The sequence below is a fragment of the Nocardia sp. NPDC051981 genome, assembly GCF_040680715.1.
GTDB lineage: Bacteria > Actinomycetota > Actinomycetes > Mycobacteriales > Mycobacteriaceae > Nocardia.
The window spans coordinates 202,958-227,858 of sequence record NZ_JBFAXK010000005.1; the positions used below are offsets into that span (position 1 = coordinate 202,958).

Sequence of the window (24,901 nt, forward strand, 5' to 3'; positions counted from 1 at the left end):
CTACCCGCACGAAGACGAGGTGCTCAACTCGAGCGCCCCGGAACCGCCGTGGCCAGGGCGCGAGTGATCAAATCGCCTATCGCGGGAAGGTTTTCGGGCAGATCCAGATAGAAATGGCCACCCGGGAAGGTGGCGAGGTCGAATCCGGCGGTGGTGTAGTCGCGCCACTCCCCCGCCTGCGCGGCCGAGGTGGTCGGATCGGAGGAGCTGATCAGCGCGGTGATCGGCGTGCGCAGCGGCGCACCCGGCTCGTGCCGGTAGGTCTCCACGGCGCGGTAGTCGCTGCGGACGGCCGGGAGTACCAGTTCGGCCAGACCGGGCTCGTCGCGCAGGATCCGCACCGATGCCGGATCGTTCGACAGCCGTTCCAGATCGGCGATGAGGCCCTCGTCCGGTCCAGCGTGCAGGCTTCCGGTCTCGGCGAAAGCCGGTGCGGGACGGCCGGAGACGAACAGGTGGGTCAGCTCGCGTCCGCCGGCCTCGACCCGGCGGGCGGCCTCATAGGCGACGGTCGCGCCCATGCTGTGCCCGAAGATGGCCAGGTGCACGTCCCGCGGCCAGGCCAGCAGGTCGGCGGCGGCCCGGTCGGCCAATTCGGTCAGCTCGGGCACCGGCGCGTCGCCGAGGCGGTCCTGGCGGCCGGGGTACTGCACGCCGAACACCGCGGTACCCGAGCCGACGCGCTGGGCCAGCGCCCGGTAGGCGGTGACCGAGCCGCCGCCGGGCGGGAAGCAGACCAGCACGGTCGCGGGGCCGGGAGCGGATTTCAGTTCGCGCAGCCAGGCGGTTCCGGTGAGTCGTTGGGCTGTCATCCGATCGAGTATGCCGTGAGTGTCTTGTCCAGGTGTAGTTGGCGCAGTCCAGGTTTAGTTGGCATGTGGGTGGCATTGTCTGCGTGTTGTTGGCACGTGGAGTGTTGCGCTGGATTGTGATCGGGGTTGGTGCGCCGCTGCGGAGCGTGCATCGGCGCGTCTGGGCGTGCCGCGCCGATTGGGCTGGCGGGCTTCGGACGCTGACCGCGTATTCCGGTTCGCGGTTTCGGTTGGGGGCCGCAGAATCGACGGCTGTGGTGGCGGCCTTGTGTGCGATCGATGGTGGTGCTCTGGAATCGGCGACGAGTTTCGAGCTTGCCTACGTGATGGCCGGTGAGGATGAGATTCGGGTCGGTTTGGCCGATGCGTGGGCGGTGCGTCTGGAGTCGGCTGCGCCGGTGCGGCGTTTCGCGTCCTATCGCGGTCAGCGGCATCTGTCGGGCAGTTGGTGGTCGGCGACCGATGGCCGGCATGTGGGATTCGAGTCCTGGGTGGAACGCGATCACGTGATGGCGCTGGACTTCGATCCGAGGGTGGTCGCGATCGCCTCGCAGCCGTTCTGGTTGTTCTGGCCGTCGGACGGCGGCGGCCGCGGATTCCGGTCTCATGCACCGGACTTCTTCGCTCGGGGAGCCGACGGCACGGGCATCGTGGTGGACTGCCGCCCGGAGAACCGGCGCAAGCCACGGGATTTGGCTGTGTTCGAGATGACGCGGCAAGCGTGTGAGTTGGTTGGCTGGGAGTATCGATTGCTCGGGGTCCCTGATCCGGTGGTGACCGCGAACCTGAGATGGATGGCCGGGTATCGGCATCCGCGGTATTTCCGCGACGATGTCGCGGAAAGGCTTCAGGCCGCTTTCGCCGAGCCGGTGGGCTTGATGGATGGCGCCGAGGTGGTCGGCGACCCGATTGCGGTGTTGCCGGTGCTGTTTCATCTGATCTGGTGCCACCGACTGGCGGCGGATCTGTCGCGGCCCCTGCGCGCGGTGACGCCGGTAAGGGCTTCGTGCTGATGAGCGAATGCCGATCAGTGCTCAGGGTTGGGGACGAGGTGCGGTTCGATGGCAGCGACTATCGGGTTGTCGCGATCTCAGGAACATCGGTGCGGCTGAGCTCGGCCGGCGGCGAGCACCTGGTTGTGTTGACGTCGCATCTGATGGCCGCGCCCGATTTCGAAGTTGTCGGGGCGACCGCGGGACCGGAGATGACCCCGTTCGGGCTGTTGGATTCGCTGCCCGAGCCGGTGATCGCGGCCGCGCGGGAATGGGAGCTCCACATCGTGGAGGCCGCCACCGGAATCGGGCCTGTGGGAGCGGTTCGGCCTGAATACGATCCGGCGACGCGGACCCAGACCGAACGTTTCCGGGCGAAGGTCGAGGAGCTGGCTGCGGCCGGTCGGCCGATCGGGTTGCGCACGTTGCAGCGGATGCGGGCTCGCTACGTCGAGCAGGGGTTGTGGGGGTTGGTCGACGGGCGCGTGCTGCGGGAGTCGACGCCGACAGGACGGATCGATGAGCGGGTGGTCGCGGCAGTGCGCCAGGAATTGGAGGCACAAACTGAGATCTCGACAGGTACTCGGTCGCGGGTGATTCGTCGAGTGAGCAAGGCACTGGAGGATTCCTACGGCCCCGGGGTGGTGCCGCTGCCGGGGCGCAGCACCTTCTACGGGTTGATCGAGGCGTTGTCGGCGGGCAAGCACAGCTTCGGCTCGGCGGTCACCCGGCGTCAGAGCGCGAATCGCCCCTGCCGGCCGTTCACCGCGACCCTGGCGGCGCGGCCTGGTGAGCAAGTCCAGATCGATTCGACGCCACTGGATGTGATGGTGACGTTGGAGCCGGGCGTGGTGGCACGCGCGGATCTGACAATCGCGGTCGATGTCGCCACGCGCACGATCTGCGCGGCGGTGCTGCGACCGGTCGGCACCAAGGCCGTCGATGCCGCACTGTTGTTGGCGCGGATGCTGGTTCCCGAGCCGATGCGGCCGGGATGGGCTGCGGCGCTGGCGATGTCGGCATCGCGGCTGCCGCACGGGCGGTTGTTGTCGATCGATGAACGGATGGCGCAGGCGGCGGCGAAGCCGGTGATCGTCCCGGACACGATCACGATCGATGGCGGGAACGTGTTCGTGCACCCGCCCACCATGAAATCGTCGCCTCCTATCTCGCCCGGCTCGCCGCACTCAACCATCTCGACGGCGACGAACTCTGGAAACGCACCAGCATCGCGGGCTCGCCACCCACACGCAGAATCGTGACCGCCGAACGACTCTCAGCCCTGACCGGACGGCCCGGGCAACACCTTGCAGGAGCGCTACCGGAGTTGCGCACCTCCGCCACCCATTGGCCGATGTTTCGGCACACCCCGCAACGCAGTTGCCCGCGCTGCGACGCCCGCCACCCGGGCGGGCACGTCTGGCGGATCCTGCCTCACCACCGCTACGTCTGCATCCGCCACCACTACTGGATCGGACCGCCCGACGGCACCGAACACGGTCCGTCACTACAACACTGCCCCGAGGTCGTCACGGCGCAACGTCGGCATCTGCACCTGATCCAGCGCTTCGGCTGGGCAGCCACCTACGACGCAGTGTTGACCGCGTTCATGATCTGCGCGCACCGCTGGGAAGATCAGAAACCGAGCCTCGGACTCGCACTGCAACAGGCGCAATGGGAAATCCGCAGTCTCATCCTCATCCCCGCCGGGACCGAACCGACCTCGTTCACCACCTCGAAGTTGTTCGCCTGTCTCTACCCCGAAACCATCGCTCTCGCGCCCGCGATCGCAGCACCCGACTGGCGCACACTCGCCGCCGGGAACGACCAACAACTCGCCCGATTCCTCATCGAGATTCGCCGCCGGCTGCGCGACAGTGACTACGAGCCGCGGGGCGAGCAAGACCCCATCGCGCACTGGATCGAAAACGATTGCTGGCGCGCACCGACCCAACCATCGAAGACATTTCCCACCACCCCAGGCCACCGCAAGCCCAGTCAGATTCACGCGGCGAAACTCCGCAGCAGCGAACGCAACTGGCGCTCGGCGAACTGGTTCGCGATCAAGAACCGGCGCGGCGCAGGCAACGCAATCCTTCACCACCTCACCCTGCACCCGGTCATCGTCCGGGAATGGTCACCAGACATGCAAGCATTCCGCGGCGCGATCTGGAACAGCCAACGCACCGAAAAACGATTCAAACAACCACAATCCGCCAACTAGACCTGGACAACGCGACACCAGATCGTCCATGTCGGCGCTGCCGGGCAGAACCGTTGAACCTGTTCCGATTTGCGAACCTGTCCGGTTCGGCCCGGCAGCACCAGCAGATGAGTGGAGCCCGTCTGACAAGAGGGATCCAGTCCCGGAACGGCGGGAGGCTTCCAACCCATCACTCGACAGGCAACAGGCACCCATCTTCACCTATTAGAACGGCGGGTCGGAGTAATCGGGACCAGGCGCATGGGCTTGGGGAACCGAGTACTGTTCTTTGGCCTCGTCATCGTCGTCGAGGTCGACGATCCAACTGTGCCATTCCTGCCATTCCACACTGCTCGGCCTCGCACCACCGCTATCGAACAGCTGAATGAGAGCGTGTTTCACTGCGTTGAGGGGAATCTGTGAACCCGGTGCGAAAAGTCTCTCGTTACCGAAATCGTAGTATGCGACAGGTTCATCGGCCGCTCGTGTCCCCTTGCTGTAGAAGTCGCCTTCGGAGCCGATGTAGTACAGACACCCCAGAGAGTCGCCAGCTCGGACGCCTACACCCATTTGGGCGACATGAGAACCCTCTGAGTCGATAACAGCTATTGACAAATAGTCACAATCCTCATTGGGGGAGGAATTCATCTCATCGACGACAGCGGCAAGCTCCTCACCCGATGAGGGAAGTATCGGATCGTCGACGTGCCGAGGAAGATATCCAGCATCGAATGTAATGGTACCCACGGTTTCCATCAGCTTTCCTTGAATTTGGAGCCTTTGTAGATTCTATACCCGCCTGGATAGATGACGGTAATCGAACCTTCCGGATCGACCAGGTAGGGCAGCGCAAGGTGGCAACCCAGACGGCACGGCCCGCTTGCATTGTTGATGACAATCTTAAGGTTCTTGATTCTAAGGTCTCGTGCGACGATGGCGGCTTTCATCTCCACATCCGCCGCGAACTTGGGAGTTGTATTGCCGTACCTCCGCCAGAATGGCATCTTCTTGATGAGTTCCTGTGCCCGTGTCCACGGTGCCTTCTGGTCGCTGACGATGGCGTCATCCGGATTCTTCCCGTAAGGGTAGGGGATTCGTTGGTCGGTTGCGGCGTCCAGTGCGAAGCCGCGAGTAGCACCCGAGGTGCGGTCCTGCAGGTCGTCGAATGCTTGGCGCACACCTGGTGTGTCGATGTCAGCGGGGAAGTGGCCGTCACGATCGGGACCAAGGGCATTACTTTCCAATCCGCGATCCGGTGTGGAACGGCCGGCGTTACTCGATCCGCCGTCGCTCGATGGTGGTTTGTGGCTGGTTCCCGAGTTGTCTCGGCCTGCGGTGAGGTTCGGGTTGTTCTCGATACCGCGTGGTGCGGGCCCTTGCGGATGAGATGGTGTGCCGCCCGGGCCGGTGTGTGCCATGGCCGGGGTGGTGTTCGGTTGTGAGATTTCGGCGTGGAGTTGGAGGTGTTGTTCGACTCCGGTGACGAGGTCTTTTTCGGCGGCGCGGATGGCGGCCGTGTGTCGGGGTAGTTGTGCGAGGTCGAGGCCTTGTTGGGCGCGGCTGGTCGCGAGGTCGAACGGGGTGAGTTGTGGTTGGGCGTCGAGCACCACTTTCATGGACACAGCAGGGGATGTGGCGGCGGGGTGGGATGCGCCGGGTCCGAGGGTCTTGGGTGTCGGGAGGGGTTTGACTGGTGTGGGTAGTGGTGGTTCGGGTGTGCCGGCACGGCCTGTTGCGGTTTTGCCGAGGCCGAGTGTTGCGGCCCAGACCAGGACGGAGTTGGGGTCGCTGAAGTCGGGGAGTAGTCCGGTTGCCATGCCGAGGTGGTTGAGGCCGCCGGGGAGGTTTCCTTTGTCGAATTCGGTCTTGGCGGCTTTGGCGTTGTCGCCCATGGCTTGCCCGATGGTGTCGGAGGTGGGCAGGTCGGGGTGGAGGTCGAAGGCTTGTGCTCCGCTGTTGATGACCGCGCCGATGTCGGTCATCGCGAAGGCCCCGGCGACGAGGTTGCCCGCGGCGCTGAGGGTGCCTTTGATGGTGAGTGTGTCGAGCCATTGCCGCCATGCTGTGGTGGGGTCGTGTGCCGGGTCCACGGCAGCGGCTTGTAGGTAGGCTTGCCCTTGTGGTGTGAGTGTTCCGCCGCTGGCTGCCGCGCCCAGGCCCGCACCGAGATGGGTGATCGAGTGCTGCGCGTTGCCCAGGGTGCTGGCGATCGCGTTCTTGACGAAATCGCCTGTGGTGGCCCACCATCCGTGATCGCCGGTGTTGGGGGCGGGTAGGTGGTTGACGACGTCGCCGTTGGCGTTGTAGTCGGTGATGGCGCCGTTGGTGGAGGTGGTGCGGTAGCCGCCGCCGGGCAGCGGTTGCGCGGTGCCTTTCTCTCCGGTGGCAGGGTTTTCGAACGGGCCCTCGGGCACGCCGTGGGCGTTGACGGTCAAGGTCGTGCCGGAGGTGTTGGTGATCTGCAATCCGGTTCCGCTGGTGGTGATTGCGGCGATACCTGTTGTGGGGCTGGTGATATCGATCCGGGCGATGTGCTGGTCGTTGTCGAACGTGGCCGTCCAGCCCGTACCACCGAACAGGGGATGTGGTTGGTTGACCGTGGCTCTGGTCGTGGTGACCGTGACCGGCTCCGGGACACCGGCGAAGGTGACCAGTGTCGAGGCCACGACGATCTGGGCGGGATAGGTGGTTCCGTCGGCCTCGACGGTGCCCTCGTGGGACACCGGGGCTTGGGGGGCGAGGCTGATCCCGGGGATCAGGAACTTGGTCGCGGGCTGTTGTGGAACCGTGGGAGCTTGTCCGGGCGCGAGTGGGGTGCCGTCGGGGTTGTAGAGGCTCGGGAAGATGAACGCGAGGTGCGGATCGATCGACTTGGGCGCGGTGGGATCCGCCGGCGCGGGCTGCGTGGGGGCAGCAGGGGTGCCGTCAGGGTTGTAGAGGCCGGGGAACATGACTGCGGCGCGTGGATCGATCGACTTGGGCGCGGTCGGTGTGGGCTGTGCGGGTTGTGTGGGGGCAGCGGCAGGACTGGAATCGGGTTGTGCGCCAGCACCGTTGGTTCGCTGCTCGATCTTGTCGATCAGGTTCGGGTTCGGTCGGACCGGCATGATCGGTGCGGCCACCTCACGCACAGCAGGCGGCGATACGCTCGTCCCGGGAACCAGGTCCTGAACCGCGACAACGCGCCCGAAAGCGCGTGCGGCCCCGGCCGCGTCGCGCACATTCACGGTGACGGTGCGCGGGCTCCGGCTTCCTTGCGGGCCTTGTCCCCGACCGCTGTCGGGGCCGGCCGGGGTCAGGGTTGTCAGCCAGTCCGAGCGCCAGCCGGGATCCAGGACAGGGGCGGTCATGACAGATCCTGAGCGGGTTGTGTCCGGTAAACCCGGAGGATGGCGAAGCGAATCGATTCGGCGGATTGGGTGTCGGGCATGAGATGTCCGGGCCTTCCTGAGAGCAGAAACGACAACGACCCCGGCCCACACAGGGGGTCCGGGGTCGAACGGGGTAATCGGGCGGCCCCCGAACAGGGGGCCGTGTGAGGGTGGATCGTGTCGGGGGGTCGCGGGGCGCTATCGCCGAGACCCGCGACGCGGATACGTGCTTGACGACCCTGGAATCAGGGCTACGGGCTCCACGGGCGGGTCGGATCGCGCGCTCTCACTGCACAGGGATGCAGGCGGGCCTGGTGATCGGGAGTGGAGAATGAAAACTGTTGCGCCGCAGCCACTCATGCCCGAAGCAGTGAGCGACAGGGCGTCATCGTGACTCGCGCCGGACTCTCCCACCAGGAACGAGCACACCCCTGCTACAGCCGAAAGCTGTGGTGGCGGCGGGTTTGTTGAGTGGAAGAGCTCTGAATTGTCAGTCCCGGCAACCCTGGAATCAGGGCACAGGCACAATTATGGCGCTGCTGCCAGCAGCACCGAAGCACGCACGACTTGTCAATATCCCGTGACGCGGCGCACGAATCTCCCAGGTGAGTGCCCATTTTCGCCGAAGCAGGTGGTGTATCGAGACGGAGCTGCGAATGGTCGTCAGAGATTTGGCCGGTGAGGTCCACCGCCGCCAAATCCGGCGGTAAGCCCGTGTACCGCAGATAGTTTCGAGAGTCGGGGAGTCCGGCAGCAACGCCACCACTCGGGCCGCGCACTGCGCCACATTGATCTGGACGCCGCTGCCTTCCGGCGTCCAAGTGCACATGGCGCGCCGCTGGTAACCGCAGCGAGGCGTGTCATTTTCAGTTGGAACGGACAGTGAGATGTGCCACCGTGGTCGGACCCGGTGCCGGCGATACAGTCGGAGGGTGGCTACCTACGATGCGCTGGTCCGTGAGTACGAGGCCGGAATCGGCGTCCCCGGCACACCGCTGCCCGCGGTCGATCCGGGTGCGAATCTGGCTGCGACACTGCCGGTCTGGGCACTGGCGGGCGGTGCGGTGGCGGCCTTCGCCGCGGCGGCGGATCGCTGGCGGGCGACCTGCGGCGTGACGCCGCTGGGCGGTACGGTCGACCCGGCCCGGGTCGCCGCGGCCTTCTCGAGCGAGCGCCTGTTCCGGCTCCACGGCGAACCGCCGGACATCTTCGCAGAGTTGTCGGGATTCTTCAGGGCTGCGGACGCATGGGTGCGTACGCACGCCAACTATCCGCATCATCGCGCCCGGTTGCTGGCCGCCGTGGAGTTGCCCGGCACGGCCGGTCGCGAGGATTTCGCCCGGCGCGCAGCGACACTGACGGCGGCGGACATCGAACAGCGGGCCGGCGAGCAGGGTGCGATCGCGGTGCGGGTGCGCCCCGAGCGGGAGTGGGCCGACAGCCCGCAGGGCAAGGCCGCCGCCTCCGGCCCGCTCGTCGCCGTGGCCGAGCGCGGCGATCGAGGTGGATTCGAGTGCCCTACTGCCGCAACACAACTGCTCCCGCTGCGCGGGATCCGGGTTCTCGATCTCACCCGGGTGATCGCCGGACCGGTGGCGACGCGGGCATTGGCCCTGCTCGGAGCCGATGTGCTGCGGATCGACCCGCCCGGGTTGCCGGAGATCGGCTGGCAGTACCTGGACACTTGTCAGGGGAAGCGTTCCACTGTAGTCGATTTGCGTACCGGACTTCCCGTTTTTCGCGAATTGATCAGCAGTGCAGACATAATCATCTCGGGTTACCGACCAGGCAGCTTGGAACGTCTCGGAGTACGACCCGGGGAAATTCGCCCGGGAATTGTGCACGGCCGAGTTTCGGCCTGGGGCGAACTCGGCCCGTGGGGTGATCGACGCGGTTTCGACAGCATCGTGCAGGCTGCATCGGGAATTTCGCTCATCGAAGGCACACAAAATAATTCGCGTAGCGAATCATCCGTGGGCGCCCTGCCGGCCCAGGCGCTCGATCACGCCAGCGGATACCTGCTCGCCGCGGGCGTGCTCGACGCGCTGTGCGCGCGCCGTGGCGACGGCGTCGGCCGCGATGTCCGGGTTGCCCTGGCCCGCACGGCGTCCTGGCTGATCACCGCGCCGGGCCGGACGCCCGCCCACGAATCCGCCGCGGCGCCGGATGCCCGGTACGCACTCACTCACGACGCGGTGACCACCGCCGGACCCGCGCTGACCGAGTATCCGGACCATCCGTGGCCCGCTCCGGCCCACGGTTCGAGCGCTCCCGAGTGGAAAGTCCAACCGGACGGTTCGTAGCGTACGCGAATGTATACAACGCGCTGCACGCACACCCGTAAGTACATCAGCGAATTAGGCGAATTTGCTTGCAATACAGCGCTTTCAACACACCAGACTTATCCCACGTACGGCGTTAATATTTGAGACCCTGAAACCGACATCAAAATTGTCGACCCGTATGTCGACATGCGGATGGAGGACGTCATCGTGGACACACCTACTCCCTTGCTCACCGCCGCCAGCGACGCCGGCGCCATCTCGGTGGGGAGACGGGAATGGGCCGGACTGGCGGTGCTGGCGCTGGCCTGCCTGGTGTACTCGATGGACCTCACCGTCCTGCACCTGGCGGTCCCCCAGATCAGCGAGATACTTCGCCCCACGAGTTCCCAATTGCTCTGGATCATCGACGTTTACGGATTCCTGGTCGCCGGGTTGCTGCTCACCATGGGCACCATCGGCGATCGCATCGGCAGACGGCGACTGCTGATGGTCGGGGCGGCCGCCTTCGCCCTGATCTCGGTGATCGCGGCCTTCGCGCCCTCGGCGCCGGTGCTGATCGGCTGCCGGGCCCTGCTCGGCGTCGCCGGGGCCACCCTGGCGCCGTCCACACTCTCGTTGATATTCACCATGTTTCGCGATCCGGGCCAGCGCTCCATCGCGGTCGGGGTGTGGGTGGGGTCCTACTCGGTGGGCGGCTCCATCGGGCCGCTGGCGGGCGGCATCATGCTCGAGCACTTCTGGTGGGGCTCGGTGTTCCTGCTCGCGGTGCCCGTCATGGTGTTGCTGATCGTTCTCGCGCCCCGCGTGCTCCCCGAGTTCCGCGATCCCGACGCCGGCCGCCTGGATCTGGTCAGTGCCGGATTGTGCACGACGGCAGTGCTCTTGGTGGTCTTCGGCATGAAGAAGGCCGCTCAGGACGGCCCGGGCGCGGCCGCGGTCTCGGCGCTGGTGGCCGGCCTCGCCATCGGCGCGCTCTTCGTCCGGCGACAGCTCAATACCAGCGAACCCATGCTGGATCTGCGGCTGTTCCGGCTGGGCAGCTTCCGCACCGCGCTCACCATCAATATGGTCGCGATCTTCGTGGCCTTCGGGTACGCCCTGTTCGTGGGGCAGTATTTCCAACTGGTGCTGGGCATGTCGCCGCTGCGGGCGGGTCTCGCCACCATCCCGGCGGGCCTCGGCTTCATGATCGGCTCGCAGCTGGGCCCGCGCATCATGAAGGTGATACGGCCCGCCTACATGATCGGCGGGGGCATGGCCATGGCGGCGTGCGGACTGCTGCTACTCACCCGGATCACCGCGACCGGCGGCGTGGAGCTCACCATCGCGGCATCGCTGCTGGTGTCCTTCGGGCTGGCACCGGTTTTCGGCATCACCACCGAGCTCATCGTGGGCACCGCGCCTCCGGAGCAGGCGGGCGCGGCCTCCGGGCTCTCGGAGACCGGGGCCGAATTCGGTGGGGCGCTGGGAATCTCCATTCTCGGCAGCATCAGCATCGCGATCTACCGCAACCAGCTCAACACCGCCCTGCCCTACGGGGTGCCGGAGGCCGATGCCCGCACCGCCCGCGACACCCTGGGCGCGGCACTCGAAGTCGCCCAGACCATGCCCGGGAAGGTGGGCAGCGCCATGGCCGAGGCGGCCAAGCACGCCTTCCTGACCGGCATGCACCTGACCGCCGCCATCGCGGCGGGCGCGGCGCTGCTGCTGGCCGTCATCGCCATGACCCGGCTTCGGCACGTGCCGCCGGGCTGAGTTCACCCCGACGGTGAGTTCAGCTGCCCCGGATGGCTTCGATGGCGGTCACCAGCGAATCACCGTCCAGCAGTTCGGCACCCGGCGCGATCATCTTCTGGATGGCGAGGCCCTGGAACAGCAGGAACAGCAGCTGCGCGACCGCCACGGCCTGCTCGCCGGTCAGATCCGGGTGCGCCGAGTGGACGGCCGCGGCGATTTCCCGATGCGCGACCGCGCTCGCCTCGGCCATGTAGACCTGCCGCGCGGGATCGCGCGCGATCTGGATGCCGTTCTCGGTGCTCAGCAACAGGAGGTCGCGATTGCGCTGCACGACATCGACGAAGCCGTTCCAGATCGCGGCCAGCGACTCCCACAGCGTGCGGCCCTCCCCCGCGTCCCGGATGGCGGCCTCCATATCGTCACCGATCTGGGTGCCGACGCCCATGGTGATGGCCTCGGTGACCAGCTGATCCTTGGAACCGAAGTGATAGCCGATGGCAGCCAGGCTCACCCCGGCGGCACTGGCGATGTCCCGAGCGGTCACCTTGGCCAGGCCGCGTTCCAGGACGGCCTTGCGGGCGCCCGCCAGGAGGTCTTCTCGATTTCCCATGGGACCACCCTACCAGCGTCTTAGACGAGCGTTCTAGACGGGTGTTTCACAGGCTGGCGGGACCGGCCCATCCTCCCTGCGGGGCCCCGGCATCGATACGGATACCCTCGAACGCGTGCGGCAGAAAATCCTCATGGACAACGACACCGGCATCGATGACTCCCTGGGCCTGCTCTACCTCCTCGCCTCCCCCGAGGCCGAGATCGTCGGAATCGCCTCCACCGCGGGCAATGTGCCCGCGCCGCGGGTGGCCGCCAACAATCTCGCGCTGCTCGAGCTGGTGCGGGCCCCGGAGCTCGAGGTCGCCCAGGGCGCGCTGACACCCCTGACCGTGCCGCTACGCACCACCGAGGACACCCACGGGCCCCAGGGCGTCGGCTACGCCGAGCTGCCGCCGACCAGCCGGACGCTGTCCGGCCGATCCGCGGCCCAGCTGTGGGTGGACCTGGTGCGCGAGCATCCGGGCGAGATCGTCGGGCTGTGCACCGGGCCGCTCACCAACCTCGCCCTGGCGCTGCGGATGGAACCCCAACTGCCGCAGCTGCTCCGGCGCCTGGTGATCATGGGCGGCGCGTTCAACCATCCCGGCAACACCACCCCGACCAACGAGTGGAATGTGCACGTCGATCCGGAAGCGGCCAAGGAGGTGTTCGACGCCTTCTCCGCTGCGCCCGCCGACCGGCGGCCCATCGTGTGTGCGCTCGACATCACCGAGACCATCGAGATGAAGCCCAAACACCTGGCGCTGCTGGCCGATCGGGCCGGGAGCACACCGGTGGAGCATGTCAGCGAGAACGATCCGCCCGAGGCGCGGTCGACGGCCAGCAATCCGCTGGTGCGGTATCTGACCGATGCGATCCGCTTCTACTTCGACTTCCACAAGCTCTACGACCAGGGGTATCTGGCGCACATGCACGACCCGTTCGCGGCGGCCGTGGCACTGGACCCGAGCCTGGCCGTCACCAAACCGGCGACCGTGGACGTGGAGCTGACCGGAACGATCACCCGTGCCACCACGGTCGCCGACTGGGCGGGCATGTGGGGGCGGGAACCCAACGCCGACATCGTGATCGGGACCGATCCGGAGCTGTTCTTCGAACGGCTCGTCGACCGGGTCGGGGATTACGCGCGAACCGTGTTCGCGGAAGGAGATTCGAGCCGGTGACCGACGAGCAGGACCTCGACTACGTCATCGACTTCCATACGCGGCTGGGGCTGCCCGGGATCATCGATGTCCATACGCATTTCATGCCCGAACAGGTGCTACGCAAGGTGTGGGGCTACTTCGATTCGGCGGGGCCGCTGCTCGGCCACCGCGCGTGGCCGATCACCTACCGCGCCGAGGAGCAGGTGCGGCTGAAGACCCTGCGCGGCTTCGGCGTTCGCGCCTTCACCTCGATGGTCTACCCGCACAAGCCGGAGATGGCGGACTGGCTCAACGACTGGTCCGGCGACTTCGCCGCCCGCACCCCGGACTGCCTGCACACGTCGACCTTCTATCCGGAGCCGGGCGCGGCCGAGTATGTGCGTGCAGCGATCGAGTCGGGAACGCGAATCTTCAAGCTGCACATCCAGGTCGGAAACTATCACCCGGCGGATCCACTACTGGACGAGGTGTGGGGCTTGGTCCAGGAGGCGGGCATCCCCGTGGTCACGCACTGCGGATCCGGTCCTGCCGCCGGGCGATTCACCGGTCCCGAGCCGATCGCCCAACTGCTGCGGCGGTTCCCGCGACTACGCTTGATCATTGCGCACATGGGGGCGCCCGAATACAGCGAGTTCCTCGACATCGCCGCGGACAACCCCGGGGTTCTCTTCGACACCACCATGAACTTCACCGACTTCTTCGAGGCCGGTGACCCCTTCCCCGCCGCCGAGCTGCCGCGCCTGCGGGACTTCGGGGATCGCATCCTGTTCGGCAGCGACTTCCCGAACATTCCCTATTCGTACGGCCATGCGCTGTTCGCTCTGGAACGACTCGATCTCGGTGACGACTGGCTGCGAGCGGTCTGCTACCGCAATGCGGCGGACCTCTTCGGCATCGGATAGCTCACCGGGGGCGCGACACTCCGGGTTTCGCCGATGCGCTCAGGGGCTTCCGGCGCATGGGTCTGACACGATGAGACGCGGTGGTCGGTGTCGGCTGCAATCTCACGGAAGGCGGGTCGGTCATGCGATTGGTCGCGGACATCCTGGTCGGATTGCTCGCCGCGTTGCACGTCTACATCCTGATCATGGAGATGTTCCTGTGGACTACGCCACGGGTGCGCGCGAGCTTCGGCGTGACGGCCGAGTTCGCCGAGGAGTCCAAGGTGTTCGCCGCGAATCAGGGGCTCTACAACGGTTTTCTGGCGGCGGGGCTGATCTGGGGACTGATCGCCGCCGATCCGGTAGGGCAGGCCGCGAAGATCTTCTTCGCGGCCTGCGTCGTGGTGGCCGGACTCTATGGTGGGGCCACCGCGAGCCGCCGGATCTTCGTCGGGCAGGCGCTGCCCGGCGCGATCACGCTGATCGCGGTCCTACTGGCCGGGTAGCGCCGCGGCGCTGAGCGCGATCTTGGCATTGCGGCCCGGGCGTTCGCTGGCAGCCGCGGCCTCGGCGGCCTCCGCGAGCGGGTAGGTGGCCTCGATGGCCAGGTCCAGTTCACCGCGGGCGGCCAGGGTCACCAGCTCGGTGATGAGGCGGCGGCGTTCGTCGCCACCGATCTCCTCGGCGCGCTTGGAACCCCAGAAGCCCTTCACCACAGCCTGTTTGAAGATGATCGGGCCGGGATTGAGCACGAGCGGCTGGCCCGACAGCGCACCGAAGGTGATGAGCTCACCACGCGGGCCGAGCACCGACAGCAGGTCGTTGGCGGCCGGCCCACCGACCTGGTCCACCGCACGGGCGATGGGTTCGCCGCCGGTGACCTCCGTGACCTGCCGCTGCCAGTCCCCCGACTCGGTCTCGAGCACCGGTTCGAAGCCCAACTCCCGCAACGACTTCGCGGCCGCCGCGCTGCGCACCAGGTTCAGGACGTGGACGCCGCGGGCGCGGGCGAGCTGGTTCACCAGTCGTCCCACCGCGCCATTGGCGGCATTGATCGCGATCCACTGGCCGGGCTCGACATCGAGATCCTCGAGCAGCATGAGCGCACTCAGGGGCATGGCCAGCAACTGACTCGCGGTCGCGTCGGACACCGTATCCGGCACCGGGACGATCCCGCCCGCCTTGGCCACGAAGTACTCCGCCCACGCGCCCTGCACACCCGAAACCGTCACGCGCTGACCGATTTCCAGGCCGGTGACCTCCGGGCCCAGGGCATCGACGCGGCCGACGGCCTCGGTGCCCGGGACGGCGGGCAGATCGGGCCGGTAGCCGTAGACGCCCCGGATGATGGCCAGGTCGTGATTGTGGATCGGGGCCAGCGTGGTCGCGATCCGCACCTCACCCGGCCCGGGCTCGGGCACCGGCCGCTCGGCCGTGGTCAGGACCTGCTCCGGCTCGCCGAACTGTTCGATGATTACCGCACGCATGCTCATCCTCCTCAGTCTTCGACCACGATGACGTCGACCTCGATATTGCCGCGAGTGGCATTGGAATACGGGCACACCTGGTGAGCCTTGTCCGCCAGCGCCTGCGCCTCGTCCAGGGTCAGGTGCGGCAGCGACACCTCGAGGGTAACGGCCAGGCCGAACCCGCCGGCGTCATTGGGGCCGATGCCGACCTTCGCGCCCACGGCCGAGTCGTCCACGTTCGCCTTCAGCGACCGCGCCACGGTGCGCAGCGCCGAGTGGAAGCAGGCCGCGTAGCCGGCTGCGAAGAGCTGCTCCGGGTTGGTGCCGAGGCCGTTGCCGCCCATCTCCTTCGGAATCGAGAGCGTGGCGTCGATCTTGCCGTCGTCGGTGCGGACCTGGCCGTTGCGGCCGTCTCCGGTGGCGAGGGCTTCGGCGGTGTAGAGCGCGTTCATCAGGAGGTCTCCTTGGATCTGGTGTGGGCGGTGAGAGCTTCGGTGAGTCGGTGCAGGGTTTCCCGCAGTTGGGTCAGTTCCTCGCCGGGCAGGCCGGCGATGTCGGCCGATCGCGCCGGGATTCGGCATGCGGCCGAACGCAATTCGCGTCCGCGGTCGGTCAGCGTGATCTCCACGCGGCGCTCGTCGACGGTCGAGCGGCGACGTGCCACGAAGCCCGCCGCCTCGAGCCGCTTCAGCAGCGGCGACAGCGTGCCCGAGTCCAGTTCCAGGGCCGAGCACAGATCGCCGACGGTGCGGTCGTCGCGCTGCCAGAGCGCGAGCAGCACGAGGTATTGGGGATAGGTGATGCCCAGGGCGTCCAGCTGGGGCCGGTACATGGCGGTCATGGCCCGGGACGCCGAGTAGAGCGCGAAGCACAGCTGATTTTCCAGCGCCAGCTCATCGGTCATGTCCAATACGGTAGCCAGCAATTAGATTGTGCACAATCTAATTGCCTGTCCGCTGCGTCACACCCGGCGATAACATCGCCCGGACTCCGCCGCAGGGCGGGTTCCGATCATCGGGAATTTCGCTCGGGGGCAAGCGGATTCCCGGACACCACCGCTAGAACGCGTTCTAATAGGGGCACACCGAACCAGTGGGGAGTTGCGATGACGCACGAGGTAGTGAGCCGGGTCGCGGAGCTGTCGGGCCAGTTGGCGGCGACCGCCGAGGAGACCGAGCGGCTGGGCAAGCTCTCCGACGAGAGCGTGAAGCTGATCCGTCAGGCCGGGGTGATGCGGCTGCTGCAGCCCGCCGACTTCGGCGGGTACGCCGCGCATCCGCGGGATTTCGCCGAGGCTGTCATGGCCGTGGCCCAGCACTGCGGGTCCACCGGCTGGGTATGCGGCGTCGGCGGCGTGCACCCGTGGGAGATGGCGCTGATGGACCGGCGACTGCAGAACGAGGTGTGGGGCGAGAACCCGGACACCTGGATCGCCTCGCCGTATGCCGCCCAGGGCGTGGCGACGCCGGTCGACGGCGGATACACCCTGCGCGGCCGCTGGAACTTCTCCTCCGGCACCGATCACTGCGACTGGATCTTCCTGGGCGCGCTGCTCGGTGACGCCGACGGCAATCCGGTCATGCCGCCGACCGTGCTGCACGTGGTGCTGCCGCGCAAGGACTACACGATCGTCGACGACTCGTGGGATGTCATCGGGCTGCAGGGCACCGGCAGCAAGGACGTCATCGTGGACGGCGCGTTCATTCCGGCCTATCGGACCATCGAATTCGATGCCGTCGCGGCCGGCGAGATCGCGGCCGAGCGGGCGGGCCGCACCGAGACCGTCTACAAGCTGCCGTTCTGGGCCATGTTCCCGCTGGGCATCACCTCCGCGGTGATCGGCATCGCCGAGGGCGCGCTCGCGACGCACCTGGACTATCAGCGCGACCGGGTCACGGCCATGGGCACCAAGATCAAGGACGATCCGTACGTGCTGTCGGCCATCTCGGAGGCGGCGGCCGATATCGCGGCCTCGCGCACTCAGCTGCTGGACGGCATCAGCCGCCTCTACGACCAGGCCGAGGCCGGGAAGACCATCACCTTCGAGGATCGCTCCCTGGTGCGCCGCAATCAAGTTCGCTGCGCCTGGCGGGCGGTGTCGGCAGTGGACGAGATCTTCGCCCGGTCCGGCGGCAATGCGGTGCGGCGGCAGAACGTCATGCAGCGGTTCTGGCGGGACGCGCACGTGGGTCTGCAGCACGCCATCCACACGCCCGGATCGCTGTACCACTCGACGGCGTTGACCATCATGGGCATCGAGCCCGAGGGTCCGCTGCGCGCCATGATCTGACAACCGCCGTGTCGGCCCGGCACGGTTTCCGCGCTGGGCGGCCACGCCCCCAGGCCGTTCCAACGGGCGAGGCTACAAGTTTGCTACCAAACGGTTTCGAGAAGGATGCAATCACGTCCCCGCAGGACATTCCGTCGACCAACACACACGGTTATGCCTGGAAAATAGCCTCAAAAGCGACATACTCGCTGTCATGCATCGGCTGTCGCGCTACCTCGTTGCCCTGATCGCCACGTTTGCTGCCCTTGCGCCCGTTACCGCGGCGGCCGACCCCGGCGACGGGGCTTCCATCGTCGACGTGCGCCCGCTGGGCGGCCGCCAGTACGAGGTCACCGTCTACTCGGCGGCCATGAACCGGACCATCCCGGTGTGGGTTTCACACCCGAACGGCCCCGCGCCCGCCCTGTACCTGCTCAATGCGGTGGACGGCGGTGAGACCGGCGGCCCGTGGACCAATCGGACCGATGTCGCCCAGTTCTTCTCCGACAAGCCGGTCAATGTCATCACCCCGATCGGTGGCCGTGCCAGCTTCTACACCGACTGGGTCGCCGATGATCCGACACTGGGCCGGAACCAATGGTCCACTTTCCTTATTCACGAATTGCCACCGCTGCTGGAATCGCGGTTCGCGATGACGGGCCGCAATGCCGTCGCGGGCGCATCGATGTCGGCCACCTCCGCACTCGACCTCGCCATCCAAGCACCTGGCATGTATCAGGCCGTGGGTTCCTTCAGCGGCTGCCCGCGCACGGCGGACGCGGCGGCGCGGACCTATGTGCGATCCACGCTCGAGCTGTTCGGCGCGAATGCCGCCAATATGTGGGGCGGCGACGACAATCCGGCCTGGAGCGCCCACGACCCGGTTCTCAACGCGGGCCGACTGCGCGGTGTGGCGCTGTACATTTCTGCGGGGAATGGCGTTCTGGGAGTTCATGACTCGCTCACCGATCCCAGCATCGGGGGGAATGTCAACACGCTGACCGATCGGCTGGCCGTGGGTGGGGCTATGGAGACGGTGGTGCGAGGCTGCACGGATTCGCTTGTCGGAGCGTTGGATTCGCTGGGGATTCCAGCACAGGTGGTGTATCGGAATGGGACGCATGCGTGGCCGTACTGGCAGGACGACATGCATGACTCTTGGCCGCTTTTCGCGGGGGCTTTGGGAGTCTAGGAAGAGAAAGAAGAGGCTGCCCGGTTGCGCCGCATCGATCGACTGATCACTATTCCCGCATCAGGTACGTGACCAGGTAATTTCCAGTTCCTGGAGATCAAAGCCCTGGGGGAAGTGTGCGGTCCGGGGTTCGCCGGGGTGGCCGCCGTGGCGCTCGTAGAAGGCGATGGCGGGTGTATTGGCCTGGAGGACTTCGAGGTAGACGGGGCGGCCCGGGTATTCGGCGGCGGCCCATTCGAATCCGTGGTGCAGGAGGCGGGAGCCGATGCCGGCTCGTTTGAAGGTAGGGCTGACGTGCAGATTGTCGATGAGAATGCGGCCGTCTGCGCGGGGTGCCAGGTAGATGAATCCGAGTACTCCCGAGCCGGATTCGACGATGAACAGGTCGCCTTCGGACCGGTCGCCGGTCAGGCGGCTGTGCCAGAGCGCCTTGTGGTCGTCGGCAAGCCCACCGTTCAGGTAGGTCTCGGGCATGATGCTCGCGTAAGCGGTGCGCCAGCTGGCGGTGTGCAGCGTGGCGACCGCTTCCGCGTCGGATTCGGTACCTGGTCGGATCCGGATGTCCATGGGGCTCAGGCCCGTTCGTCGAAGGCCCGGAGGATTTCTTCGGCTGCGAGGGCGGGGGTCAGCGATCCGTCGCGGACCTGCTTTTCCACCTGGGTGCGCAGGGCCTTGACGTTCGGGTTCTCGGTGAGGCGGCGGAGCAGGTTGTCGTGGACCATGGTCCAGGTCCAGTCGACCTGCTGGCGGCGGCGTTTCTCGGCGAACTCGCCTGCTTCGGTGAGGACGCGGCGGTGGGTGAGGACAGTGTCCCAGAACGAATCCAGTCCGATGCCGTTCAGGCCGGACATGGTGAGAACCGGTGGACGCCAGAGGGATTCGCGCGGGTGGATGAGCCGCATGGCTCCTTGAAGCTCCCGGGCGGCGGCCTTGGCCTCCAGCTCGTGGCGGCCGTCGGCCTTGTTCACGGCGACCAGGTCGGCGAGTTCGAGGACGCCCTTCTTGATTCCTTGCAACTGGTCGCCGGTGCGGGCCAGGGTGAGGAAGCAGAAGACGTCGACCATATTGGCGACGGTGACCTCGGACTGGCCGACACCGACGGTCTCCACCAGGATGACGTCGTAGCCTGCTGCCTCCAGCAGCACGATGGTCTCGCGGGTCGCTTTCGCCACGCCGCCGAGGGTTCCGGCCGTGGGGGACGGCCGGATGAAGGCGTCCCGTTCCACCGACAGTCGCGCCATGCGGGTCTTGTCGCCGAGGATCGAGCCGCCGGTCCGCGTCGAGGACGGGTCCACGGCCAGTACCGCCACGCGGTGGCCCTGGCCGATGAGGTACATGCCCAGCGCGTCGATGAACGTCGACTTGCCGACGCCCGGAACACCGGTGATGCCAACGCGATTGGACACCACCTTGCCCGCTTCGGGGGTCAGTCGCAGCAGCAGCTGCTGGGCCAGGTCCCGGTGGTCGGTGCGGGTCGATTCGACCAGGGTGATGGCGCGGGCCAGGCCGGCCCGCTCCCCTGCCCGGACCTGTGCCGCCAGTTGGTCGACGTCGATCACCCGGCGCGCCACCGGAGTGACGGGTTGGGCGCCGGGGACGGGCGTTTCTGCTCCGGCGGTGCCGGGCAGGCCGACGCCGGCGGTGGTGCCGAGCCGAGGGTGGATTCCGCCACCCTCGGTCCCGCGTGCGGCGTCGCTCATTCCGTTGCGCCGGTGCCGATCTCGTGGCCCAGCTGTGCGGCCAGCTTCTTGATCAGGTCGATCGCGGCGTCCGCGATGATGGTGCCGGGGCCGAAGATGCCGGCGGCACCCGCGGCGTACAGCTCGTCGTAGTCACCGGGCGGGATGACGCCGCCGACGGTGACCATGATGTCGGGGCGTCCGACATCGGCCAGTGCCTGCCGCAGGGCGGGCACCAGCGTGAGGTGGCCTGCGGCCAGCGACGAGACACCGACGACGTGCACGTCGTTGTCGGCCGCCTGCTGCGCCACCTCCTCGGGGGTCTGGAACAGCGGGCCCACGTCGACGTCCATGCCGAGGTCGGCGAAGGCCGTGGCGATCACCTTCTGGCCGCGGTCGTGGCCGTCCTGACCCATCTTGGCGACCAGGATGCGGGGGCGACGGCCCTCCGCCTCGGCGAACGCCTCGACCAGTTCGATGGCCTTGCTGATGTTGGTCACCTTGCCGGCCTCCTCACGGTAAACGCCGGAGAGCGTGCGGATCTCGGCCTGGTGGCGACCGTACACCTGCTCCAGCGCGTCGGAGATCTCACCCACGGTGGCCTTGGCGCGCGCGGCGTTGATGGCCAGGGCGAGCAGGTTGTTGTCCATGCCACCCTCGGACGAGGCTGCCGCCCGGGTCAATTCGGCCAGCGCCTTCTCGACCTCGGCCGAATCGCGTTCCGCCCGCAGCTTTTCCAGCTTGGCGTTCTGCTCGGCGCGCACGCGCGAGTTCTCGACCTTGAGCACCTCGATCGGGGTGTCTTCCTCGACCAGGTACTTGTTGACGCCGATCACCGGCTGCTGGCCGGTGTCGATGCGCGCCTGGGTGCGGGCCGCGGCCTCTTCGATGCGCAGCTTCGGGATGCCCTCCGAAATCGCCTGCGCCATACCGCCGTGCGCCTCGATCTCGGCGATGTGGGCGCGGGCGCGCTCGGCCAGCTGGTGGGTCAGCCACTCCACGTAGTACGAGCCACCCCACGGGTCGGCCGGACGGGTGGTGTTGGACTCCTGCTGGATGAGCAGCTGGGTGTTGCGGGCGATGCGAGCGGAGAAGTCCGTCGGCAGGGCCAGCGCCTCGTCCAGCGCGTTGGTGTGCAGCGACTGGGTGTGGCCCTGGGTGGCGGCCATGGCCTCGACGCAGGTGCGCGCGACGTTGTTGAACACGTCCTGCGCGGTCAGCGACCAGCCAGACGTCTGCGAGTGGGTGCGCAGCGCCAGCGACTTCGAGTTCTTGGGCTCGAACTTGGCGACCAGCTCGCTCCAGAGGAGCCGTCCCGCGCGGAGTTTCGCGACCTCCATGAAGAAGTTCATGCCGATGGCCCAGAAGAACGACAGTCGCGGCGCGAACTTGTCGACCTCCATGCCCGCGTCCAGACCGGCCTTGATGTACTCCACGCCGTCGGCGAGGGTGTAGGCCAACTCCAGGTCGGCCGTGGCTCCGGCCTCCTGGATGTGGTAGCCGGAGATGGAGATCGAGTTGAACTTCGGCATCTTCGCTGAGGTGTAGGCGAAGATGTCGGAGATGATCCGCATCGAGGGCTTGGGCGGGTAGATGTAGGTGTTGCGGACCATGAACTCTTTCAGAATGTCGTTCTGAATGGTTCCGGCCAGCTGCTCGGGCTTGACGCCCTGCTCCTCGGCGGCGACGACGTAGAGCGCCAGGATCGGCAGCACCGCGCCATTCATGGTCATCGACACCGAAACCTGGTCCAGCGGAATGTGATCGAACAGTTCCCGCATGTCGAGGATGGAGTCGATGGCGACACCGGCCATGCCGACGTCACCGGTGACGCGCGGGTGGTCGGAGTCGTAGCCGCGGTGGGTGGCCAGGTCGAAGGCGACCGACAGGCCCTTCTGACCTGCCTGCAGGTTGCGGCGGTAGAAGGCGTTCGAGTCGGCGGCGGTGGAGAAGCCCGCGTACTGGCGGATCGTCCACGGCTGGTTCACGTACATGGTCGGGTACGGGCCGCGCACGAACGGGGCCACACCCGGCACGCTGTCGAGCGGGTAGCCCTCCGCGACGATGGCGTCCCGGTCGGCCTTGGTGAACACCGGCGGCACCTCGATGCCCTCGGGGGTCGACCAGGTGAGCTGTTCGGGCGCATAGTGATTGGCGGTCGCGGCCTCCTTGACGAAGGCGTCGACCTGCTCGCTGCTGACCTCGGCGGGGGCGGTGTCGCCCTCGGTCAGCGGTACTTCGGCGAAGTTGCCGATCCGGTGCTTGATATCGCTCATCTCTACGCTCCCAGCTTCTCCAGCAGGCCGGACAGAGCCGCCACCGCGTCCATGCGCGCGGTCACGAAACCGTCGGGGCGCTGCGCACCGGTCAGGTCGGCGACCGCCTTCTCGGGTCCGGCCAGCAGCACGGTGGTCACCCCGGCCGCCCGCAATTCCTCCACGGCCGCGGCGGCGTCGGTGCCGTAACGGGTGTCGGAGCCACACAGCACGGCGATCGACGGGCCGGTCTCGGTGACCGCTTCGATGCCGCCGGAGGCCAGCAGGTTGGTGGTGAAGGTGACACGAACATTGTTCTCCGACACCGGGCCCAGCGGAACCAGCCGCACCTGCGGGCGGGCGCCGTTGGCGGCCAGGTAGGCGTCGGAGCGGTTGCGCAGCGCCTCGAAGGCGGCGCCGTAACGGGCCGTGCCATCCTTGGCGCGCGCGGCCTCCGACAGCGGCTTCTCGCCCAGGTTCGGGAACTCGTTGACACCGGTGACGGCCGTCTTGCGGTGCGCCACATCGGAATCGCGCTTGGCCTTGGTCTCGGCGATGCGCTCGGCGAGCAGGCCCGCCTGCAGCGCGGCCAGGTAGCCGCCGGCGGCCTCGATCTCCTGCATGAACTCCCACGCCTTGGCGGCGAGCTCATCGGTCAGCGACTCCACGTACCAGGAGCCCGCACCCGGGTCCTGCACGTGGCCGAGGCGGGATTCCTCGAGCAGCAGCAGCTGGGTGTTGCGGGCCATGCGCTCCGAGAACGCCGTGGAGACCTCGAGCTCCCCGGCGGGCAGCGCGTCGTCGAAGGGCAGCACGGTGACGATGTCCGCGCCACCGACGCCCGCGCCGAACGCGGCGAGGGTGGTGCGCAGCATGTTCACCCACGGGTCGCGCTGGCTCATCATGGCCGCGGACGTGATCGCCTGCTGCGGCGCGTTACCGAAGGCCGGAGCCCCGCAGACCTGCGCGACGCGTGCCCAGAGTCGCCGGGCGGCACGGAATTTGGCGATGGTCTCGAACTGGTCGTCGGTGGCCGCGAAGCGGAACTCCAGCTGCTCCAGCGCATCCGCGATATCGGCCCCGGCGTCGGTGAGCGAGCGCAGGTACTCCAGACCCGCGGCCACCGCCGCACCCAGCTCCTGGGCGTCGGAGGCGCCGGAATTGTGGAAGGCCACGCCGCACACGGTGATCGCGCGGACCGTCTCGGTGCGGGCCACCGCCTGCTGGGCCAGCGCGACGGCGCCGTCCAGGTCGATGGCCGAGGAGCCGGCGAACAGGCTCGTCAGCGGGGTCGCGCCCAGCGAGACCCGAATGTCCTTGCGGTTCGGGGCCTCATAGCCGTCGAGTACCGAGAACAGCGCGGCCGCAGCCTCATTGGCGGCCGGCCCGGCGTCGAGGGTGAGCGGCGCCAGCTCGAAGAGGAAGCCCTGCAGTGCGGTGGCCAGCCCGTCGACCGGCACGCCGCGCTCGGCGACGCCCAGCCACACCGCGCTCACGCCGTTGTCGAGCGCGAAGAGGATGTCCGCGTTGACGGCCTCGGCATCGGGACCGCCGAAACGCTGGCTGACGAACCAGCCACGGTGCACGTCGCGGGTGGCGTCGCCCCCGCGCACGTAGGGGAACTGCCCGGGCAGCGGCTGCTCGGGCAGTTCGTCGCGGCGCGTGTAGAGCGGGTTGACGGTCAGGCCGTCATAGGTCGTGACCGCGAGCAGCTTCTCCGGCTCATCCGGCAAGTCGCTCGCATCCACCCTGCGGGCCTTCGCCAGCACCCCGGCGACACCCTTGCGCCAGGCGGCATACTCGGGCACCGGATCGGTGTCCGAGTCGGAAGCAATCGGCATAGCTGCTGTTCCTTCTTCCACTCCCTGACCGGATGGCCGTTGCACCGGCATTCACCCAGCTCAACGGCCACTTTGGTTAACGAGCATTCATCGTCTTTCCCCTGATGCTAGCGGCAGCCTCGAGATAACGGTCTCCGGAGTCTCACTACCAGCGGGTA

At 67.3% G+C, this 24,901-nt stretch carries 21 protein-coding genes and 1 pseudogene; 11 read left to right on the forward strand and 11 right to left on the reverse strand.

Features of this window, described 5'->3' with window-relative positions; all coding sequences use genetic code 11:
* Positions 1 to 23: 23 nt before the first annotated feature.
* Positions 24 to 812 (reverse strand): alpha/beta fold hydrolase, encoded by a 789-nt coding sequence (locus tag AB0L60_RS12370; RefSeq protein ID WP_364611514.1) that lies wholly within the window; start codon positions 810 to 812, stop codon positions 24 to 26.
* Positions 813 to 877: 65 nt separating this feature from the next.
* Between AB0L60_RS12370 and AB0L60_RS12375 the strand changes: the two genes are divergently transcribed.
* From AB0L60_RS12375 to AB0L60_RS12390, 4 genes and pseudogenes are all read left to right on the forward strand, one after another.
* Complete coding sequence (locus AB0L60_RS12375; protein ID WP_364611517.1) at positions 878 to 1,825, forward strand: TnsA-like heteromeric transposase endonuclease subunit; 948 nt, start codon at positions 878 to 880, stop codon at positions 1,823 to 1,825.
* A complete protein-coding gene (locus AB0L60_RS12380) occupies positions 1,819 to 3,066 on the forward strand; it encodes a hypothetical protein (RefSeq protein WP_364611520.1) in 1,248 nt (415 codons plus the stop codon). Before AB0L60_RS12375 ends, AB0L60_RS12380 begins: the two co-directional genes overlap by 7 nt.
* A pseudogene (locus AB0L60_RS12385) lies at positions 2,958 to 3,212 on the forward strand (hypothetical protein); the annotation flags it as partial. The gene AB0L60_RS12380 and the pseudogene AB0L60_RS12385, both read left to right, overlap by 109 nt.
* A 189-nt stretch (positions 3,213 to 3,401) precedes the next feature.
* Positions 3,402 to 4,028 (forward strand): hypothetical protein, encoded by a 627-nt coding sequence (locus tag AB0L60_RS12390; protein ID WP_364611523.1) that lies wholly within the window; start codon positions 3,402 to 3,404, stop codon positions 4,026 to 4,028.
* A 204-nt stretch (positions 4,029 to 4,232) separates the two neighbouring features.
* Here AB0L60_RS12390 and AB0L60_RS12395 read toward each other — a convergent pair whose 3' ends face one another.
* Together AB0L60_RS12395 and AB0L60_RS12400 are read right to left on the reverse strand one after the other, a co-directional pair.
* Complete coding sequence (locus AB0L60_RS12395; RefSeq protein ID WP_364611526.1) at positions 4,233 to 4,763, reverse strand: Imm1 family immunity protein; 531 nt, start codon at positions 4,761 to 4,763, stop codon at positions 4,233 to 4,235.
* Positions 4,763 to 7,357 carry a DddA-like double-stranded DNA deaminase toxin gene (locus AB0L60_RS12400; RefSeq protein WP_364611529.1) on the reverse strand — a complete coding sequence of 865 codons (2,595 nt, stop codon included), beginning with the start codon at positions 7,355 to 7,357 and terminating at the stop codon, positions 4,763 to 4,765. Before AB0L60_RS12400 ends, AB0L60_RS12395 begins: the two co-directional genes overlap by 1 nt.
* Before the next feature lie 953 nt (positions 7,358 to 8,310).
* On the opposite strand from AB0L60_RS12400, the gene AB0L60_RS12405 reads away from it, so the two are divergent.
* Together AB0L60_RS12405 and AB0L60_RS12410 are read left to right on the forward strand one after the other, a co-directional pair.
* The gene (locus AB0L60_RS12405) at positions 8,311 to 9,681 is read left to right on the forward strand and encodes a CoA transferase (protein ID WP_364611532.1); all 1,371 of its coding nucleotides are present in this window, start codon (positions 8,311 to 8,313) and stop codon (positions 9,679 to 9,681) included.
* 189 nt (positions 9,682 to 9,870) lie between these two features.
* On the forward strand, positions 9,871 to 11,418 hold the full coding sequence (locus AB0L60_RS12410) for an MFS transporter (protein ID WP_364611535.1): 1,548 nt from the start codon (positions 9,871 to 9,873) through the stop codon (positions 11,416 to 11,418).
* Positions 11,419 to 11,437: 19 nt separating this feature from the next.
* On the opposite strand, the gene AB0L60_RS12415 is transcribed toward AB0L60_RS12410, so the two are convergent.
* Positions 11,438 to 12,010 carry a TetR/AcrR family transcriptional regulator gene (locus tag AB0L60_RS12415; RefSeq protein ID WP_364611538.1) on the reverse strand — a complete coding sequence of 191 codons (573 nt, stop codon included), beginning with the start codon at positions 12,008 to 12,010 and terminating at the stop codon, positions 11,438 to 11,440.
* A gap of 133 nt (positions 12,011 to 12,143) precedes the next feature.
* Here AB0L60_RS12415 and AB0L60_RS12420 point away from each other — a divergent pair, with 133 nt between their 5' ends.
* The 3 genes from AB0L60_RS12420 to AB0L60_RS12430 all read left to right on the forward strand — a co-directional run bounded on the left by AB0L60_RS12420 (position 12,144) and on the right by AB0L60_RS12430 (position 14,544).
* Positions 12,144 to 13,175, forward strand: a complete 1,032-nt coding sequence (locus tag AB0L60_RS12420) for a nucleoside hydrolase (protein WP_364612017.1) — start codon at positions 12,144 to 12,146, stop codon at positions 13,173 to 13,175.
* Positions 13,172 to 14,059, forward strand: a complete 888-nt coding sequence (locus AB0L60_RS12425) for an amidohydrolase family protein (RefSeq protein WP_364611541.1) — start codon at positions 13,172 to 13,174, stop codon at positions 14,057 to 14,059. Before AB0L60_RS12420 ends, AB0L60_RS12425 begins: the two co-directional genes overlap by 4 nt.
* Positions 14,060 to 14,181: 122 nt before the next feature.
* Entirely contained in the window at positions 14,182 to 14,544 is a 363-nt protein-coding gene (locus AB0L60_RS12430; RefSeq protein ID WP_364611544.1) for a DUF1304 domain-containing protein, read from the forward strand.
* Here the strand turns inward: AB0L60_RS12430 and AB0L60_RS12435 are convergent.
* The 3 genes from AB0L60_RS12435 to AB0L60_RS12445 are packed head-to-tail and all read right to left on the reverse strand — an operon-like array spanning position 14,530 to position 16,411.
* Positions 14,530 to 15,525, reverse strand: coding sequence for a zinc-binding dehydrogenase (locus tag AB0L60_RS12435; RefSeq protein ID WP_364611547.1), 996 nt, complete (start codon positions 15,523 to 15,525; stop codon positions 14,530 to 14,532). The genes AB0L60_RS12430 and AB0L60_RS12435 overlap by 15 nt on opposite strands.
* An 11-nt stretch (positions 15,526 to 15,536) precedes the next feature.
* The gene (locus AB0L60_RS12440; RefSeq protein ID WP_364611550.1) at positions 15,537 to 15,959 is read right to left on the reverse strand and encodes an organic hydroperoxide resistance protein; all 423 of its coding nucleotides are present in this window, start codon (positions 15,957 to 15,959) and stop codon (positions 15,537 to 15,539) included.
* A complete protein-coding gene (locus tag AB0L60_RS12445; protein ID WP_364611553.1) occupies positions 15,959 to 16,411 on the reverse strand; it encodes a MarR family transcriptional regulator in 453 nt (150 codons plus the stop codon). Before AB0L60_RS12445 ends, AB0L60_RS12440 begins: the two co-directional genes overlap by 1 nt.
* A gap of 201 nt (positions 16,412 to 16,612) precedes the next feature.
* On the opposite strand from AB0L60_RS12445, the gene AB0L60_RS12450 reads away from it, so the two are divergent.
* Both AB0L60_RS12450 and AB0L60_RS12455 read left to right on the forward strand, forming a co-directional pair.
* The gene (locus tag AB0L60_RS12450) at positions 16,613 to 17,797 is read left to right on the forward strand and encodes an acyl-CoA dehydrogenase family protein (protein ID WP_364611556.1); all 1,185 of its coding nucleotides are present in this window, start codon (positions 16,613 to 16,615) and stop codon (positions 17,795 to 17,797) included.
* Positions 17,798 to 17,990: 193 nt separating this feature from the next.
* Positions 17,991 to 18,968, forward strand: a complete 978-nt coding sequence (locus tag AB0L60_RS12455) for an alpha/beta hydrolase family protein (RefSeq protein WP_364611560.1) — start codon at positions 17,991 to 17,993, stop codon at positions 18,966 to 18,968.
* A gap of 60 nt (positions 18,969 to 19,028) precedes the next feature.
* On the opposite strand, the gene AB0L60_RS12460 is transcribed toward AB0L60_RS12455, so the two are convergent.
* The 4 genes from AB0L60_RS12460 to AB0L60_RS12475 all read right to left on the reverse strand — a co-directional run bounded on the left by AB0L60_RS12460 (position 19,029) and on the right by AB0L60_RS12475 (position 24,743).
* Positions 19,029 to 19,535, reverse strand: coding sequence for an N-acetyltransferase (locus AB0L60_RS12460; protein ID WP_364611563.1), 507 nt, complete (start codon positions 19,533 to 19,535; stop codon positions 19,029 to 19,031).
* Between the two features lie 5 nt (positions 19,536 to 19,540).
* Positions 19,541 to 20,539: a methylmalonyl Co-A mutase-associated GTPase MeaB gene (gene meaB / locus AB0L60_RS12465; RefSeq protein WP_364612020.1), complete on the reverse strand. Its 999-nt coding sequence runs from the start codon at positions 20,537 to 20,539 to the stop codon at positions 19,541 to 19,543.
* A gap of 125 nt (positions 20,540 to 20,664) precedes the next feature.
* The gene (gene scpA / locus AB0L60_RS12470) at positions 20,665 to 22,923 is read right to left on the reverse strand and encodes a methylmalonyl-CoA mutase (protein WP_364611567.1); all 2,259 of its coding nucleotides are present in this window, start codon (positions 22,921 to 22,923) and stop codon (positions 20,665 to 20,667) included.
* Between the two features lie 2 nt (positions 22,924 to 22,925).
* Positions 22,926 to 24,743 (reverse strand): methylmalonyl-CoA mutase family protein, encoded by a 1,818-nt coding sequence (locus AB0L60_RS12475; protein ID WP_364611570.1) that lies wholly within the window; start codon positions 24,741 to 24,743, stop codon positions 22,926 to 22,928.
* Positions 24,744 to 24,901: the final 158 nt, after the last annotated feature.